Raw genomic sequence first — 15247 nt, 5'->3', positions numbered from 1 at the left:
GCAACGAAAGGCCGCCGCATGATCCGCTCCGCCGTGATGTCGCTCGCCTTCGCCGCCGCGCTGGCGCTGCCGCCGGCCGCTGCCGCGACCGCGGCGTCGCCGCCGGCCGCTCCGGCGGCACCCGCGTCCTCCGGCGACAGCGCGGGCGGCGCCCTGCGGCCGAGCGAGTTCACCTTGCCGAACGGGCTTCAGGTGGTCGTGGTGCCGGACCGGCGCTCGCCCGTCGTCACCCACATGGTCTATTACAAGGTCGGCTCCGCCGACGAGCCGCCCGGCAAGTCCGGCATCGCGCACTTCCTCGAGCACCTGATGTTCAAGGGCACCGAGAAGAACCCGAGCGGGCGCTTCTCCAAGATGCTCGCCACCATCGGGGGCCAGGAGAACGCCTTCACGACCAGCGACTACACCGGCTACTTCCAGCGGGTGCCGCGCGAGTATCTCGGCGAGGTCATGGCCTTCGAGGCCGACCGCATGACCGGGCTGGTGCTCACCGACGCCAACGTGCTGCCCGAGCGCGACGTGGTGCTGGAAGAGTACAACATGCGGGTCGCCAACAGCCCCGACGCCCGCATGGGCGAGCAGGTCGCCGCCGCGCTCTACCTCAACCATCCCTATGGCCGGCCGGTGATCGGCTGGCGGGGCGAGATCGAGAAGCTCGACCGCGCCGACGCGCTCGCCTTCTACCGGACCTTCTACGGCCCCAACAACGCCGTGCTGGTGGTCACCGGCGACGTCGATCCGGCCGAGGTCCGCCGCCTCGCCGAGGCGACCTATGGCAAGCTTCCGGCGCGCGGCGACCTCACCGTCCGCAAGCGCCCGCAGGAGCCGCCGCCCGCCGCCGTCCGCCAGGTTACGCTCGACGATCCGCGCGTCGCCCAGCCGAGCCTCAACCGCAGCTATCTGGTGCCGTCCTACGCCACCGCCAAGCGCGGCGACGCCGAGGCGCTCGACGTGCTCGCCCAGATCCTCGGCAGCGGCCCCAACAGCCGGCTCTACCAGCGCCTCGTGGTGGAGAAGCGCATCGCCACCGGGGCGGGCGCCTGGTACCAGGGCTCCGCCCTCGACGCGACCCGGCTCGGCGTCTATGCGCGACCGACCCCGGAGGTGGCGCTGCCCGAGCTGGAGAAGGCGACGGACGCCGTCATCGACGAGATCATCACCGGCGGTGTCGCGGCCGACGAGCTGGAGCGGGCCAAGACCCGGATGATCGCCGATGCCGTCTATGCCCAGGACAACCAGGCCAGCATGGCGCGTTGGTACGGCACCGCGCTCGCCACCGGCTCGACCGTGCAGGACGTGCTGAGCTGGCCCGAGCGGGTGCGGGCGGTGACGGCCGAGCAGGTCCGTGACGCGGCGCGCGTCTGGCTCGACAAGCGGCGCTCGGCCACGGGCTACCTCATCAAGTCTCCGCCGACCGGCGAGGAGAAGCGATCGTGAATTCGGTGTTCCGGAAGACCGCGGCGGCGCTGCTCGGTGTCGTCGCGGTGGTGCTGCTCGCCGCCGCCGGCCCGGCCCGCGCCACCACCATCGAGCGGGTCGTCACTCCCAAGGGCATCGAGGCGTGGCTGGTGCGCGCCCCGTCGGTGCCGCTCGTCGCCATGGAGTTCGCGTTCCGCGGCGGCGCCGCCCAGGACCCGGCCGACCGCGGCGGCCTCGCCAACATGGTGGCGTCGCTGCTCGACGAGGGGGCCGGTGACCTCGACGCCCATGCGTTCCACCGGCGGCTCGAGTCGAAGGCGATCGAGCTGAACGCCACCGCGTATCGCGACAGCGTGGTCGGCTCGCTGCGCACCCTAACCGAGCACCGCGACGAGGCGTTCGGGCTCCTGCGCCTCGCCCTCACGGCGCCGCGCTTCGATCCCGAGGCGGTGGAGCGCATCCGCGCCGACATTCTCGCGGCGCTGCGCCGCGACGGCACCAATCCGGGCGAGATGGCCGGCCGCACATGGTGGGAGACGGCGTTCGCCGGCCACCCTTACGGCCGCATCAACCGCGGCTCGGTGGACAGCGTGCAGGCGATCGGGATCGCCGACCTCAAGGGCTATGCGGCCCGCGTGTTCGCCCGCGACAACCTGAAGATCGCCGTGGTCGGCAACATCGATGCCGAGACGGTGGCGCGCCTCGTCGACGACGTGTTCGGGGCGCTGCCCGCCAAGGCGCAGCTCGTGCCGGTGCCGCAGGCCGTGCCGGCCGATCTCGGCCGCCGCGTTCCGGTCGACATCGACGTGCCGCAGTCGACCCTGCTGCTCGGCGGGATCGGCATTCCCCGCAACGATCCCGACTTCATCCCGGCCTATGTGGTCAACCACATTCTCGGCGGCGGCTCGTTCTCGTCGCGGCTCTATCGTGAGGTGCGCGAGGAGCGCGGCCTGGCCTACGGGGTCTCCTCGTCACTGGTGCCGCTGAAGAGCGCCGCGCTGTTCTTCGTCTCGACGGCGACGCGGGCGGACCGGGTCGACCAGTCGATGGCGGTGATCGAGGCGGAGATCCGCCGCATGGCCGAGCAGGGGCCGAGCGCCGAGGAACTGACCCAGGCGAAGTCGTTCCTCAAGGGCTCCTACGCGCTGTCCTTCGACACCTCGCTGAAGGTCGCCAACCAGCTCGTGCTGATCCAGCTCGACGATCTCGGCATCGACTACATCGACCGCCGCAACGCCATGATCGAGGCGGTGACGCTCGACGACGCGAAGCGGGTGGCGAAGCGCTTCCTCTCCGGGCCGTTCCTCGCCGCCGTGGCGGGGCGCTCGGCGGCCGCCGCCGCCCCTGGCCCGGCGTCCGCCGCGCCGCCGCCGCCGCCGACGCCGCCCGTGCGCGGCCAGTAAGCGGGCGCCCCGGACGCCGGAGCGCCGGAGCGCCGGAGCCTCGGCCGCCACGCTGTCTGTTTGTCTGCCGACGGCGTCCGGGCTTGACCCCGGGCGGCGTCTCGCCTTCAACGGCGCCATGATCCGGGTCACCGACCATATCGCTCTCGACGAGACGGAGCTCGTCGAGGAGTTCGTCCGCGCCTCCGGGCCGGGCGGCCAGAACGTCAACAAGGTGGCGACGGCGGTGCAGTTGCGCTTCGACGTGCGGCGCTCGCCGTCGCTGCCGAACGACGTGGCGATCCGCCTGATGCGGCTCGCCGGCAGTCGCCTCACCACCGATGGCGTGCTGGTGATCACGGCGCAGCGCTTCCGCACCCAGGAGCGCAACCGGGCCGACGCCCGCGAGCGGCTGATCGCGATGATTCAGGAGGCGGCGGTGCGGCCGACGCCGCGCCGCCCGACCCGCCCGACGCTCGCTTCGAAGAAGCGCCGGGTCGACGCCAAGAAGCATCGGGGCGCCATCAAGAGCCGGCGCCAGGGCCGTCCCGAGGAGTGATCGGGCGCGGCCCTGGCATCCCGTCGTTGCGTCAGGCCGCGGCGGCCGGCTGGTCCTCCGTGGTCGGCTCCTCCCGCATGCGCGACAGCGTGCCTTCGTCCACCGTCGAGGTCACCAGCTTGGCGATGACGAGGTCGCCGGCGACGTTGAGGGTGGTGCGGCACATGTCGAGGAAGCGGTCGACGCCGATGATCAGACCGATGCCCTCGGCCGGAATGCCGACCTGGATCATCACCACCACGATCAGCGGCAGCGCGCCGCCCGGCACGCCCGCGGTGCCGACACCGGCCAGCATCGACATCAGCACCACGATGACCTGCTGGCCGATCGACAGGTCGATGCCGTAGACCTGGGCCAGGAAGATCACGGTGACGCCCTCGAACAGCGCCGATCCGTTCTGGTTCGCCGACGCCCCGATGGTGAGCACAAAGCGCGAGATCTTCGGCGGCAGCTTGAGGATGTTGTCGGCGCAGGCGAGCGCCACCGGCAGGGTGGCGTTGGAGGACGCCGTCGAGAAGGCGTAGAGATAGACCTCCTTGCATTGCGCGAAGAAGCCGAGCGGCGAGGTGCGCGCCACCACCCGGATCATCAGGCTGTAGACGATCAGGAACTGGATCGACAGGCCGAGCACGACCACGAAGGCGTAGAAGGCGACGTTGCCGAGGAAGCCGGCGCCCATCCGGTAGGCCGTGTTGAACACGATGCCGAAGATCGCATAGGGCGCGATCATCATGGCGAGCCCGATGATCTTCATGCACGCCTGGAAGATCGACTCGAGCACCTGCTTGGTGGGGTGATTGTCGCTCTTGATGACGGTGCTCAGCGCCCAGCCGAAGAACAGCGCGAACACCATGACGGCGACGATCTCACCCGAGAAGGCGCGCGCCGCGGAGTCGATCGGGTTCTGCGGCAAGAGATCGACAATATACTGATACCACGGCTTGCCCTGCGTGGCCGCGACATTGCGCTGGATCGACAGCACGCCGGCGTTGGACGCGAGCGCCGCCTTGTCGAAGTCGAGCCCGGCGCCGGGCCGCAGGATGTTGGTCAGGACCACGGCGATGATCACCGAGGTGCCGCTCAGCAGGATAGTAAAGAGCAGCGATCGGCCGGCGACTTTGCCAAGACCCGCGCCTTTGCCCAGTTCCATCGTGCCGAGCATCAGCGCCGACAGGATCAGTGGCACCACCATCATGAAGATCATGCGCAGAAAGATGGCGCCGATGAACGTCATGACTTCGCTGAACGTTGTCATGAACGGGTATTGTTTCGCCGGTAGATAGTAGTAAGCCAGCAGGCCGAAGCCGACACCCAACACGAAGCCAAGTAATAGTTTGTTGTGCTGCTTCATGATCAGTCCCCTTGCGACGTGGCCGAAACTCTGTCACGCCCGATATCTCGGTGCAATCTTGGGGGAAATCCTACAACCCAAGTACAGGATCGAGCCGGCGGCACGCCTCGATCGGTGCGGCGGTGCGGGACACGTCCAGGATGTGCCCGTGCCGTAACGTCTGGAGCGGAGGCCGACCATTCCGCTCTGCCGACCATTCCGCTTTAAAGTGAACCGACCCACGAACCGCGAGTCGTCCATGCCCGTCCGGCAGCTCACCGAGGCCGTCGTCAACCGCATCGCCGCCGGCGAGGTCGTCGAGCGTCCCGCCAGCGTCGTGAAGGAGCTGGTGGAGAACGCTCTCGACGCCGGTGCCACCCGCATCGACGTGATCACCGAGGGCGGCGGTCGGCGGCGCATCACGGTGACCGACGACGGCGGCGGCATGAGCCGCGACGACCTGGTGCTGGCGGTGGAGCGCCACGCCACCTCCAAACTCGACGACGACGATCTCCTCGACATCCGCACCCTCGGGTTCCGCGGCGAGGCGCTGCCGTCGATCGGCGCGGTGGCGAAGCTGGCGCTGACGACGCGGCACGCCGCCGAGCCGCACGCCTGGACGCTCGCGGTCGAAGGCGGCCTGAAGGGTGAGCCGAAGCCGGCGGCGCTCGCCGGCGGCACCCGGGTCGACGTGCGCGACCTGTTCTACGCGACGCCGGCGCGCCTCAAGTTCCTCAAGGCCGAGCGTAGCGAGACCGAGGCGATCCGCGACGTGGTGCGGCGGCTGGCGATGACGCGGCCCGACGTCGCCTTCACGCTGGCCGGCGAGGAGCGGGCGCCGCTGACCTTCCCGGCGGCGCTGCCCGACGCGGCCGGTCGGCTGGCGCGGCTCGGTGCCGTGCTGGGCGCCGACTTCGCCGCCAACGCGGTGTCGGTGCGCGGCGGCCGCGACGGCCTGTTCGTCGAGGGCTTCGCCGGGCTGCCGACCTTCAGCAAGGCCAATGCGCTGTCGCAGTACCTGTTCGTCAACGGCCGGCCGGTGCGCGACAAGCTGCTCCACGGCGCCGTGCGGGCCGCCTATGCGGACCATCTCGCCCGCGACCGCCATCCGGTGCTCGCCCTGTTCGTCGATGTCGATCCGCACGAGGTCGACGTCAACGTCCATCCGGCCAAGGCCGAGGTGCGCTTCCGCGACGCCGGCCTGGTGCGTTCCACCGTGGTGCGGGCATTGCTCGACGCGCTGACCCGCGAGTCGGGGCGGGCGGCCAGCACCGGCGGCGGCGCCACGGTGGCGGCGTTCCGGCCGGGTGGGCTCGCGCCGCGGCCCGGCTGGCCGGCGGAGCGCGGGGCCGCGGTGGGCTGGGACTGGCGCGGCTCGCCGGCCCGGCCGGGCGGCGATGCTGGCGCGGCGACGCCCGCGGGGGGCTTCGCCGAGGCCGTGCAGGCGGCCTTCGCGATCGGCGGGCCGAGCGCCGATGCGCGGGCCGCACTCGCGCCGGTGCCAGCCGGCACGGCGGATGCGGCGACGCCCGACGGGCTCGATCGGCCGCTCGGCGCCGCCCGCGCCCAGCTCCACGAGACCTATATCGTGGCGCAGACCCGCGACGGCGTTGTCATCGTCGACCAGCACGCCGCCCACGAGCGCATCGTCTACGAGCGCATGAAGGCGGCGCTCGCGGCCGGCGGCATCGCTCGCCAGATCCTGTTGGTGCCGGAGATCGTCGAGCTCGACGACGCCGATGTCGATCGCCTGACGGCGCGCGCCGACGATCTCGCCCGCTTCGGCCTGGTGCTGGAGCCGTTCGGCCCCGGCGCGGTGGCGGTGCGCGAGACGCCGGGCCTGCTCGGCCGGCTCGACGCCGCCGCTCTGGTGCACGATCTCGCCGAGCATCTCGCCGAGTGGGACGATCAGTTGCCGTTGGAACGGCGGCTCATGCACGTCGCCGCCACGATGGCGTGTCACGGCTCGATCCGCGCCGGGCGCCGGCTCAAGCCCGAGGAGATGAACGCGCTGTTGCGCGAGATGGAGACGACGCCGAACGCCGGCCAGTGCAACCACGGCCGGCCCACTTATGTGACGCTGACGCTCGCCGACATCGAGCGCCTGTTCGGGCGACGGTGAGGCGCTGCCGATCAGCGGGATGCCGGCATTCCCGCGTCCTGATCAGCTCCGGAAATCCCGGTAGATCGTGCGGACCTGCTCGCGCAGCCAGGCGTGCGCCGGGTCGCGGTCGAAGCGGGCGTGCCACACCATGCGGGTCGGCAGCCGGCCGACGTCGAGCGGCACCGGCCGGGTGGCGAGGCCGAAGGCGGAGTCGAACACCCGCGCGGCGAGCCGGGTGAACACGCCGACCATGTCGCTGCCGGCGAGAAGCTGCGGCACCGCCGTGAAGTTCGACACGGTGACGAGGGCGCGCCGCGACAGCCCGCGCGCCGCCAGGAGATCGTCGAAGATCGCGGTGCGGGTCCCGGTGGCGCTGACCACCACATGCGGAAACGACAGCACGCCGGCGATGTCGAGGCGCCTGCGCCGGGCGAGCAGCGGGTGCCCGCGGCGGAACACGCAATACAGGCTCTCCTCGATCAGCACCTCGTGGCGCAGATGGTGGGGCTCGCCGTCGATCCAGCCGAGCGCCAGATCGGTGCGGTCGTCGTCGAGGAGGTCGAGGGCGTGCTGGCGGTCGGCGGTCATCACATGCAGGGTGGTGCCGGGCGCCAGCCGTTGCAGCCGGGTGACCAGCGACGGCACCACCGCCAGGCTCTGGCGGTCCGGCGTGCTGATGCGGAACAGCGCCGCGGACGCCGCCGGATCGAACGCGGCGCCGGCGCGCAGCACGTCCGCCATCAGGGTCATGGCGTCGCGCAGCGGCCCACGCAGCGCTTCGGCGCGCGGCGTCGGCACCAGGCCGTCCGGCCCGCGCACCAGGAGATCGTCGCCGAGTGCGGCTCGCAGCCGTTGCAGCGCATTGCTGACCGCCGGCTGCGACCGGCCCAGCAGCTGCCCGGTGCGGGTGACGCTGCGCTCGGCGAGCAGCGTGTCGAGCACCCGCAGCAGGTTGAGATCGATGTCGCGCACCAATGCGGCGGCTCCCGGCGCTATTCATCCGCTGAATGGGGATGATTGATAGGATCGATTTCACAAATGGGCAAGGCGTCCCTAGTCTCGGCGCCTCGCCGTCTCGCGTTCCCTGTCCGGAGCCCGCCATGCTGCCGCCCGTCCTGACCCGCCGCACCGCGCTCGCCGGCCTCGCCGTCGCCGTCGTCGGCGGCGCCGTGCCGTCTCCGGCTCCGGCCGCCGCGCCGCAGAACGGCCAGCAGGCGCCCGGCTTCTATCGTTACAAGGTCGGCGACATCGAGATCACGGTGGTGAACGACGGCGTCAGCCGCATGCCGTTGGTGGACGGCTTCGTCGCCAATGCCGGCAAGGAGGAGGTGCAGGCGGCGCTCGCCGCCGCCGCCATGGACACCACCGTCTATGCCGGCCCCTACAATCCGATCCTGATCAACACCGGATCGCGGCTAGTGCTGGTCGACACCGGCACTGGCGAAGCCGCCTTCCGGACGAGCCAAGGGCTCAACGGCCGCTTCCTGATCAACCTCGCGGCTGCCGGCATCACGCCCGAGCAGATCGACGCCGTCGTGCTGACCCACTATCACGGCGACCATATCAACGGCCTTCTGCGCGCCGACGGCACGCCGGCCTTCCCCAACGCCGAGGTGCTGGCGCCGGCGCGCGAGCACGCCTTCTGGATGGACGACGGCGAGATGAGCCGCACCGGCCGGCCGCGCGTGCAGGACGGCTTCCGCAACGTCCGCCGGGTGATGGCCGGCGAGGTGCTGAAGCGGCTGCGCACCTACGAGTGGGACGCCGAGATCGTGCCCGGCGTCACCGCGCTCGCCACGCCCGGCCACACGCCGGGCCACACCTCGCTGGTGGTCGCCTCGGCGGGCCGGAGCGTTTACGTGCAGGGCGACGTCACCCACGCGCCCGCGCTGTTCGCCCGCCATCCGGGCTGGCATTTCATGCTGGACGTCGATCCGGTGGCGGCCGAGGCGACTCGCCGCAGGGTCTACGACATGCTGGTCGCCGACCGGATGCTCGTGCAAGGCTTCCACTATCCGTTCCCGGCGCTCGCCCGCGTCGAGCGCAGCGGCCCCGGCTATCGCGAGGTGCTGGTGCCGTGGAGCCCGACGCTGTGACGGTCGTTCCGGTGTGACCGACTTTTCGTGACACCTGCTTCGTGACACCTGCTTCGTGACATTTGCCTTCCTGACATCGTTCCTCGTGTCACTCACCGTCCGCGATACCGACTGTTCGTGATGGAGATTCACATGCGACGATTCTTCGAGGCGGCGGCCCGACGGGCTGCCGCGCTCGCGCTCGTGGCCGGGCTCGCTGCCGCCGGGCTGCCGGCGGCCGCTCAGGACGCGGCGACGAGCTGGCCGACGCGGCCCGTCACCCTGATCGTGCCGTTCGTGGCCGGCGGCCCGATCGACGTAATCGCCCGGGTGCAGGCCCAGCGGCTCGGCGAGATCCTCGGCCAGACCGTCATCGTCGAGAATGTCGGCGGTGGCGGCGGCGCGCTGGGAGCGCAGCGCATCGCCCGCGGCACTCCGGACGGCTACACCTTCGTGATGGGCAATGTCGGCACCCACGCCTATCACCCCACCCTGTATGCCAAGCCGCTCTACGATCCGGTGACCGACTTCGCGCCGGTCGGGCTGACCACCGAGTCGGCGCGCCTCCTGGTCGCCCGCAAGACGCTCCCCATCGACGATCTCAAGGGCTTCGCCGCCTATGTGAAGGCGAACCACGCCGCCATGAGCTTCGGCTCCGGCGGCCTCGGTTCCGCCACCCATGTGCCGTGCCTCCTGGTCAACCAGGCGATCGGCGCGACGGTGACTCATGTGCCGTATCGCGGCGCCGCGCCCGCCATGCAGGACGTCATCGGCGGCCGCATCGACTACATGTGCGACTCGATCCAGACGGCGCTGCCGCAGGTGAAGGAGAAGAACGTCAAGGCGCTCGCCGTCCTGGCGCCGACCCGCTCGCCGATCCTGCCGGACGTGCCGACCGCCACCGAGGCCGGGCTGCCGGGCGTCGAGGCCAATGCCTGGAACGCCATCTTCCTGCCGAAGGGCACGCCCGACGCGATCGTCCGCAAGCTCGCCGCCGCGGTCGCCCAGACGCTCGACGACCCGCTGGTGAGGAAGCGGCTGGACGAGCTCGGCCTGTCCATCGTGCCGCCGGAGCGGCGCGGGCCGGAGGTCCTGGCCGCCTATGTGAAGGAGGAGATCGCCCGCTGGGCGCCGCCGATCCAGGCGGCCGGCCTCAAGGTGGAGTAGGGCGCGCGCTCATCCTCGGCGTGCCGGCGTGCCGGCCGCCGGTGTGCCGGCCCGTCACGCGGCGCGAAGAACGCTGATCGCCGTGTCGTCGTAGACGCGGCGGTCGAGCGCCGCGAAACCGTCGAGCGGCGGCAGCGGCGCGTCGGCCGTCTCTTCGACCACCACCAGGGCGGCGGGGGTGAGCCAGCCGCCGGCCCGCGCGGCGGTGAGGGCCGGGACCGCGAGGCCACGGCCATAGGGCGGATCGAGGAACACCAGCGAGAACGGCGCCAGCGGATGCGCGGTGCCGAGCTTGGTGGCGTCGCGGCGGAAGATGCGCGTGGTCGCCGCCAGTCCCAGCGCCTCGACGTTCTGGCGGATCAGGGCGCGCGCTTCGGCGCCGTCGTCGACCATGAGGGCGAAGGCGGCGCCGCGCGACATCGCCTCGAGCGCCAACGCTCCGGTGCCGGCGAACAGGTCCAGCACGCGCGCGTCGGAGACCGGGTCGTCGTAGGCGTGGACCAGGATGTTGAACAGCGACTCGCGCAGGCGGTCGCTGGTCGGCCGGATCGCCTGCGAGCGCGGGCCGGCGAGGCCGCGCCCGCGCAACTGGCCACCGACGATGCGCATCACCCGCCCCGTGATCCGGGCTTGCCGCCTGGGCGCCCGCCGGGCCGGCCACCGCCGCCGGGGCGGCCACCACCGGGACGGCCGCCACCCGGCTTGCCCTTGAAGCCGCCCCCCTTGAAGCCACCCGGGCGGTCGCTGCGGGGGCCACCCTTGAAGCCACCAGGCTTGCCGCCGAAGCCGCCGGGGCGCCCGCCACCGGGCCGATCGCCGTCCTCGCGCGGCCGGAACGGTTTGCCGCCGCCCGGCCCCTTGCTGCGGAACGGGCGATCCCCGGCGGGACGCTCGCGGAACGGCCGGTCCCCGGCCGGGCGCTCACGGAAGGGCCGATCGCCGTCCTCGCGCGGCCGGAACGGTTTGCCGCCGCCCGGCCCCTTGCTGCGGAACGGGCGATCCCCGGCGGGACGCTCGCGGAAGGGCCTGTCTCCCTCCTGGCGCGGCCGGAACGGCCGGTCGCCCCGCGGCGGCCGGTCGTCGCTCGATCGTTCGCGGAACGGGCGGTCCCCGGCCGGGCGCTCACGGAAGGGCCGATCGCCGTCCTCGCGCGACCGGAACGGCTTGCCGCCGCCCGGCCCCTTGCTCCGGAACGGGCGATCTCCGGCGGGACGCTCGCGGAACGGCCGGTCGCCCCGCGGCGGCCGGTCGTCGCCCGATCGCTCGCGGAACGGGCGGTCCCCGGCCGAGCGCTCGCGGAACGGCCTGTCGCCGTCCTCGCGTGGGCGGAACGGCTTGCCGCCGCCCGGCCCCTTGCTGCGGAACGGGCGATCGCCGCCCGGGCGCTCGCGGAACGGCCGGTCGCTCCGGGGGCGGTCCTCGCGGTCACGGAACGGCTTGTCGCGGAACGGCCGGTCACGGAACGAGGGACGCGGAGCCTCCTCGACGGCCGGCTTGGGGTCGCCGAACCGCTCCACCGGCACGGCGCGGCCCTTGCGGTCGGTGAGCAGGCTTTCGCGCTTCTCGCCGGCCGGTGGCTCCTGGCGGATGGTGGCGCGATCGCCGCCCTTGTAGTGACGGCGCACCGGGGCGTCGTCGGCCCGCCAGGTGTTGCCGCGGCGCGGCCGGACGAACGGCGTCTCCGGCCGCTCGTCGCGGTCGCGCGGCCGCCGGTAGGGCCGATCGCCGCCGCGCTCCTCACGACCACGCTCGTCACGACCACGCTCGTCACGGCCACGCTCGTCACGGCCGCGCTCGTCACGGCCGCGCTCGGCGTCGCGCCGCCCGCCGCCGAAACGGCGCTCGCCACGATCATCGCCGGAGCGGCGCTCGCCGCGCTCGTCGCGGCCGCGCCGGGGCGGCCGGCTGTCGGTGTCGGGCGCCGTCCGTGGCGGCGCTCCGCGGGGAGCCCGCGGGCCGTCGAAGTCGCAGCCCGCCTCGGCGGCCAGCCGCTCGCCGAGCTGCTCGCGTAGCACCCGGGTCTTCACCTCCTCGATCTCGCCGTCGACCAGCTCGCCGAGCTGGAACGGCCCGTACGACACCCGGATCAGCCGGTTGACCTGAAGGCCGAGCGCATCGAGGACGTTGCGGACCTCGCGGTTCTTGCCCTCGCGCAGCGCCATCGTCAGCCAGACATTGCTGCCCTGGGTGCGGTCGAGGGTCGCCTCGATCGAGCCGTACTGGATGCCGTCGACCTCGATGCCGTTCTTGAGGGCGTCGAGCGCGGCCGGATCGACGGTGCCGTGCGCCCGCACCCGGTAGCGGCGCAGCCAGCCGGTCGCCGGCAGCTCCAGCATGCGGGCGAGGCCGCCGTCGTTGGTGAGCAGCAGCAGCCCCTCGCTGGCGATGTCGAGCCGGCCGATGCTGATCAGCCGCGGCAGGTCGTCGGGCAGCGAGTCGTAGATGGTCGGCCGGCCCTCGGGGTCGTGGCTCGTCGTCACCAGCCCGACCGGCTTGTAATAGAGGAACAGCCGGGTGCGCTCGGCCTCAGGCAGCGGGTCGCCGTCGACCGTGATGCGGTCCTGCGGTGTCACGTCGAGGGCCGGCGAGGTGATGATCGTGCCGTTGACGGCGACGCGACCCGCCTCGATCCACGCCTCCGCGTCGCGGCGCGAGCACAGGCCGGCGCGCGCCATCACCTTGGCGATGCGCTCGCCATCGGGCGGGGCGGGGCGCCGCTCCGGCGCGGCGTCTTCGGGTTCGGGCTTGTCGGTCATGATCTCTGTCTTGGATAAGGAGCGAGCCTGATAGCAGAGTTCGGGCAGAGGAACGAGCGTTGACCACCTTCATGGACATGGCGTTGGCCGAAGCGCGGGCCGCAGAGGCCGCCGGCGAGGTGCCGATCGGCTGCGTGATCGTGCGCGACGGCGCCGTGGTGGCGCGCGGCGGCAATCGCACGCTCCGCGACCGCGATCCGACTGCACACGCCGAGATGGTGGCGATCCGCGCCGCCACGGCGGCGCTCGGCTCCGAGCGGCTGCCCGGCTGCGACCTCTACGTGACGCTGGAGCCGTGCCCGATGTGCGCGGCGGCGATCTCGTTCGCCCGCCTCCGGCGGCTCTATTACGGGGCTGCCGACCCCAAGGGCGGCGCGGTGGAGAGCGGCGTGCGCCTCTACGGGTCGCCGACCTGCCACCACCGGCCGGAGGTCTATGCCGGCATCGGCGAGACGGCGGCGGCGGAGCTGCTGCGGGCGTTCTTTCGCGCGCGGCGGTGAGCCGGCGGGGCGGGACCTCTCACCCCTCCAGCAGGGCCGCCAGGTCGCGCTTGATGTCGTCCTTGATGGCCTCGCCGGCGCGGATCACGGCGATCGCCTGGAGGAAGTCGAGCAGCCGGAACACCTCGACATTGGGGCGGATCAGCAGGTCGGGCCGCACCCGGGCGAGCTTCTCGGTCACGATCGTGTGACCCATCAGGCCGAGGGTGGCGAACACCGAGTCCCATGCCTCCGGCACCGCGGCGGGCGGGCGCGGCCCCGACGAGCAGTCCACCGCCACCACCACGTCGGCACGGCCGGCGAGCTGGGTGAACGGCAGCGGGTCGACGGCGGCGCCGTCGACCAGCACCCGGCCGCCGTGCTCGACCGGGCGCAGCAGGCCCGGGATGGCCATCGAGGCGGCGACGGCCGGGCGCAGCGGCCCCTGCGAGAACACCACCTCGGCCTGGTCGAACAGGTCGGCGGCGACCACCAGCAGCGGGATCGTCAGCGCCGAGAAGTCCTCCGGCACCGCCTCGGGCAGGAAGGCGGCGCAGAACTTGTCGGCGTCGAGCAGCACCGGGTTGTGGCCGAACGGCACCCGCAGCAGGCTCGACCAGGCGAAATCCGAGGCGCGGGCGCCGACCAGCCGGCGGATCAGCGCGGCGCGGTCGGTGACGGTGGCGATGACGTGGCGGCGCAGCGCCCGCGGGCTCATCCCGGCCGCGTAGGCGGCCCCCATCAGGGCGCCGATCGACGAGCCCGAGATGGCGACGGGCTTGACGCCCAGCTCGTCCAGCGCCTCGAACACGGCGATGTGGGCGAGGCCGCGAGCGCCGCCCGCCCCGAGTGCGAGCGCGAAGGTCTTCACGCCGATCCCGTGAAGAAGGCGAGAAGGGCCGCGGCGGTCTCGGCGGGGCGTTCCTCGGCCGGGAAGTGGCCGCAGTCGAGTGGCTGGCCGCGCACGTCGTCGGCCCAGTCGCGCCACGCCGTGAGCGGGCCGTTCTCGCTGGGGATGCCCTTGGAGCCCCACAGCACCAGCACCGGGCAGGCGATTTTCTTGCCGGCGGCGCGATCGGCCTCGTCGGCGGCGAGATCGGTGGTGCGGCCGGCGCGATAGTCCTCGCAGGTCGCGTGGATGCGCAGCGGGTCCTGGAAGGCGGCGCGATAGTGCGCGAGCGCCCGCGGATCGAACGGCGTCAGGTCCTTGGTGCCGCTCCAGCTCGCCAGCTTCCAGTCGAAGTAATAGAGCGGGTCCTTGCCGATCATGGTCTCGGGGAAGGGCTCGGGCAGTGCCAGATAGGTCCAGTGCCAGACCTTGTAGGCGAGGATGCGGTCCATCTGGTGCCACATGGTGTAGATCGGCACGATGTCCAGCACCGCCAGCCGCTCCAGCCGGCCGGGATGGTCGAGCGCCAGGCGGTAGCCGACGCGGGCGCCGCGGTCGTGGCCGGCGAGCGAGAAGCGGGCGTGCCCCAATGCCTCCATCAGGTCGATCATGGCGTTGGCCATGGCGCGCTTGGTGTAGGGCGCATGGTCCGGCCCCGAGCGCGGCGCCGCCGACCAGCCGTAACCGGGCAGATCGGCGACCACCACGCGGAACTGCTTCGCCAGGGTCGGCGCCACCTTGTGCCAAATGACGTTGGACTGCGGATAGCCGTGCAGCATGAGGAGCGGCGGGCCGCTGCCGCCCGAGCGGGCGAACAGCCGGCCGGCGCTGGTATCGATCCAGTGGGCCTCGAAGCCGGGATAGAGGTCGGCGAGATCGGACATGGGGCACTCCGGGCAAAATACAAAGCTTCGTCGATAACGACCGCCTCTCCTCCGTCATGGCCGGGCTGTCCGGCCATCCACGATCTTGTTCTGGCAAGCCTTTCAGGTCGTGGATGCCCGCGACGAGCGCGGGCATGACGAGCCGGGGGATGTGGCGGTTGGTATACCGCTACGCGGCGGGTCTGGGGCGCAGCATAGCCGGA

The 15247-nt window shown here is 72.2% G+C and carries 13 protein-coding genes; 7 read left to right on the top strand and 6 right to left on the bottom strand.

The annotated features are described in order from the left end of the window. Positions 1 to 18 precede the first annotated feature (18 nt). The 3 genes from ACFQUV_RS00755 to arfB all read left to right on the top strand — a co-directional run bounded on the left by ACFQUV_RS00755 (position 19) and on the right by arfB (position 3360). On the top strand, positions 19 to 1437 hold the full coding sequence (locus tag ACFQUV_RS00755) for a pitrilysin family protein (RefSeq protein WP_244601662.1): 1419 nt from the start codon (positions 19 to 21) through the stop codon (positions 1435 to 1437). After that, complete coding sequence (locus ACFQUV_RS00750; protein WP_244601663.1) at positions 1434 to 2822, top strand: pitrilysin family protein; 1389 nt, start codon at positions 1434 to 1436, stop codon at positions 2820 to 2822. The genes ACFQUV_RS00755 and ACFQUV_RS00750 overlap by 4 nt, the downstream gene beginning before the upstream one ends. Positions 2823 to 2940: 118 nt before the next feature. Further along, positions 2941 to 3360, top strand: a complete 420-nt coding sequence (gene arfB, locus ACFQUV_RS00745) for an alternative ribosome rescue aminoacyl-tRNA hydrolase ArfB (RefSeq protein WP_129610437.1) — start codon at positions 2941 to 2943, stop codon at positions 3358 to 3360. Positions 3361 to 3391: 31 nt separating this feature from the next. On the opposite strand, the gene ACFQUV_RS00740 is transcribed toward arfB, so the two are convergent. Beyond that, complete coding sequence (locus ACFQUV_RS00740; protein WP_129610439.1) at positions 3392 to 4711, bottom strand: dicarboxylate/amino acid:cation symporter; 1320 nt, start codon at positions 4709 to 4711, stop codon at positions 3392 to 3394. 238 nt (positions 4712 to 4949) lie between these two features. Here ACFQUV_RS00740 and mutL point away from each other — a divergent pair, with 238 nt between their 5' ends. Beyond that, positions 4950 to 6812 (top strand): DNA mismatch repair endonuclease MutL, encoded by a 1863-nt coding sequence (gene mutL / locus ACFQUV_RS00735; protein ID WP_129610441.1) that lies wholly within the window; start codon positions 4950 to 4952, stop codon positions 6810 to 6812. 42 nt (positions 6813 to 6854) lie between these two features. Here the strand turns inward: mutL and ACFQUV_RS00730 are convergent, their stop codons facing one another. Further along, positions 6855 to 7766 carry a LysR family transcriptional regulator gene (locus tag ACFQUV_RS00730; protein ID WP_129610443.1) on the bottom strand — a complete coding sequence of 304 codons (912 nt, stop codon included), beginning with the start codon at positions 7764 to 7766 and terminating at the stop codon, positions 6855 to 6857. 128 nt (positions 7767 to 7894) lie between these two features. Between ACFQUV_RS00730 and ACFQUV_RS00725 the strand changes: the two genes are divergently transcribed. Both ACFQUV_RS00725 and ACFQUV_RS00720 read left to right on the top strand, forming a co-directional pair. Beyond that, entirely contained in the window at positions 7895 to 8890 is a 996-nt protein-coding gene (locus ACFQUV_RS00725) for an MBL fold metallo-hydrolase (RefSeq protein WP_129610445.1), read from the top strand. Between the two features lie 132 nt (positions 8891 to 9022). Further along, positions 9023 to 10036: a tripartite tricarboxylate transporter substrate binding protein gene (locus ACFQUV_RS00720; RefSeq protein WP_165364064.1), complete on the top strand. Its 1014-nt coding sequence runs from the start codon at positions 9023 to 9025 to the stop codon at positions 10034 to 10036. A 54-nt stretch (positions 10037 to 10090) separates the two neighbouring features. On the opposite strand, the gene rsmD is transcribed toward ACFQUV_RS00720, so the two are convergent. Together rsmD and ACFQUV_RS00710 are read right to left on the bottom strand one after the other, a co-directional pair. Then, positions 10091 to 10645, bottom strand: a complete 555-nt coding sequence (gene rsmD, locus ACFQUV_RS00715) for a 16S rRNA (guanine(966)-N(2))-methyltransferase RsmD (protein ID WP_129610449.1) — start codon at positions 10643 to 10645, stop codon at positions 10091 to 10093. After that, entirely contained in the window at positions 10645 to 12792 is a 2148-nt protein-coding gene (locus ACFQUV_RS00710; RefSeq protein WP_129610451.1) for a pseudouridine synthase, read from the bottom strand. The genes rsmD and ACFQUV_RS00710 overlap by 1 nt, the downstream gene beginning before the upstream one ends. Positions 12793 to 12863: 71 nt before the next feature. Between ACFQUV_RS00710 and ACFQUV_RS00705 the strand changes: the two genes are divergently transcribed. After that, on the top strand, positions 12864 to 13292 hold the full coding sequence (locus tag ACFQUV_RS00705; protein WP_129610476.1) for a nucleoside deaminase: 429 nt from the start codon (positions 12864 to 12866) through the stop codon (positions 13290 to 13292). A 19-nt stretch (positions 13293 to 13311) separates the two neighbouring features. On the opposite strand, the gene ACFQUV_RS00700 is transcribed toward ACFQUV_RS00705, so the two are convergent. Both ACFQUV_RS00700 and ACFQUV_RS00695 read right to left on the bottom strand, forming a co-directional pair. Further along, positions 13312 to 14142 (bottom strand): patatin-like phospholipase family protein, encoded by an 831-nt coding sequence (locus ACFQUV_RS00700; RefSeq protein WP_244601664.1) that lies wholly within the window; start codon positions 14140 to 14142, stop codon positions 13312 to 13314. Continuing rightward, positions 14139 to 15044 (bottom strand): alpha/beta fold hydrolase, encoded by a 906-nt coding sequence (locus ACFQUV_RS00695; RefSeq protein WP_129610453.1) that lies wholly within the window; start codon positions 15042 to 15044, stop codon positions 14139 to 14141. Before ACFQUV_RS00695 ends, ACFQUV_RS00700 begins: the two co-directional genes overlap by 4 nt. Between the last annotated feature and the right edge of the window lie 203 nt (positions 15045 to 15247).

Source organism: Rhodoplanes sp. P11 (genome assembly GCF_964266735.1).
Classification (GTDB): Bacteria; Pseudomonadota; Alphaproteobacteria; order Rhizobiales; family Xanthobacteraceae; genus Rhodoplanes; species Rhodoplanes serenus.
The sequence above is the reverse complement of the archived record's forward strand: the minus strand, read 5'-3'. Positions and strand labels throughout refer to the sequence as shown.

What these genes read in the sequence shown, in the direction of transcription:
- ACFQUV_RS00755 (WP_244601662.1), top strand. Translation starts at nt 19, where the DNA reads ATGATCCGCTCCGCCGTGATGTCGCTCGCCTTCGCCGCCGCGCTGGCG.
- arfB (WP_129610437.1), top strand. Translation starts at nt 2,941, where the DNA reads ATGATCCGGGTCACCGACCATATCGCTCTCGACGAGACGGAGCTCGTC.
- ACFQUV_RS00740 (WP_129610439.1), bottom strand. Translation starts at nt 4,711, where the DNA reads ATGAAGCAGCACAACAAACTATTACTTGGCTTCGTGTTGGGTGTCGGC.
- mutL (WP_129610441.1), top strand. Translation starts at nt 4,950, where the DNA reads ATGCCCGTCCGGCAGCTCACCGAGGCCGTCGTCAACCGCATCGCCGCC.
- ACFQUV_RS00725 (WP_129610445.1), top strand. Translation starts at nt 7,895, where the DNA reads ATGCTGCCGCCCGTCCTGACCCGCCGCACCGCGCTCGCCGGCCTCGCC.
- ACFQUV_RS00720 (WP_165364064.1), top strand. Translation starts at nt 9,023, where the DNA reads ATGCGACGATTCTTCGAGGCGGCGGCCCGACGGGCTGCCGCGCTCGCG.
- rsmD (WP_129610449.1), bottom strand. Translation starts at nt 10,645, where the DNA reads ATGCGCATCGTCGGTGGCCAGTTGCGCGGGCGCGGCCTCGCCGGCCCG.
- ACFQUV_RS00710 (WP_129610451.1), bottom strand. Translation starts at nt 12,792, where the DNA reads ATGACCGACAAGCCCGAACCCGAAGACGCCGCGCCGGAGCGGCGCCCC.
- ACFQUV_RS00705 (WP_129610476.1), top strand. Translation starts at nt 12,864, where the DNA reads ATGGACATGGCGTTGGCCGAAGCGCGGGCCGCAGAGGCCGCCGGCGAG.
- ACFQUV_RS00695 (WP_129610453.1), bottom strand. Translation starts at nt 15,044, where the DNA reads ATGTCCGATCTCGCCGACCTCTATCCCGGCTTCGAGGCCCACTGGATC.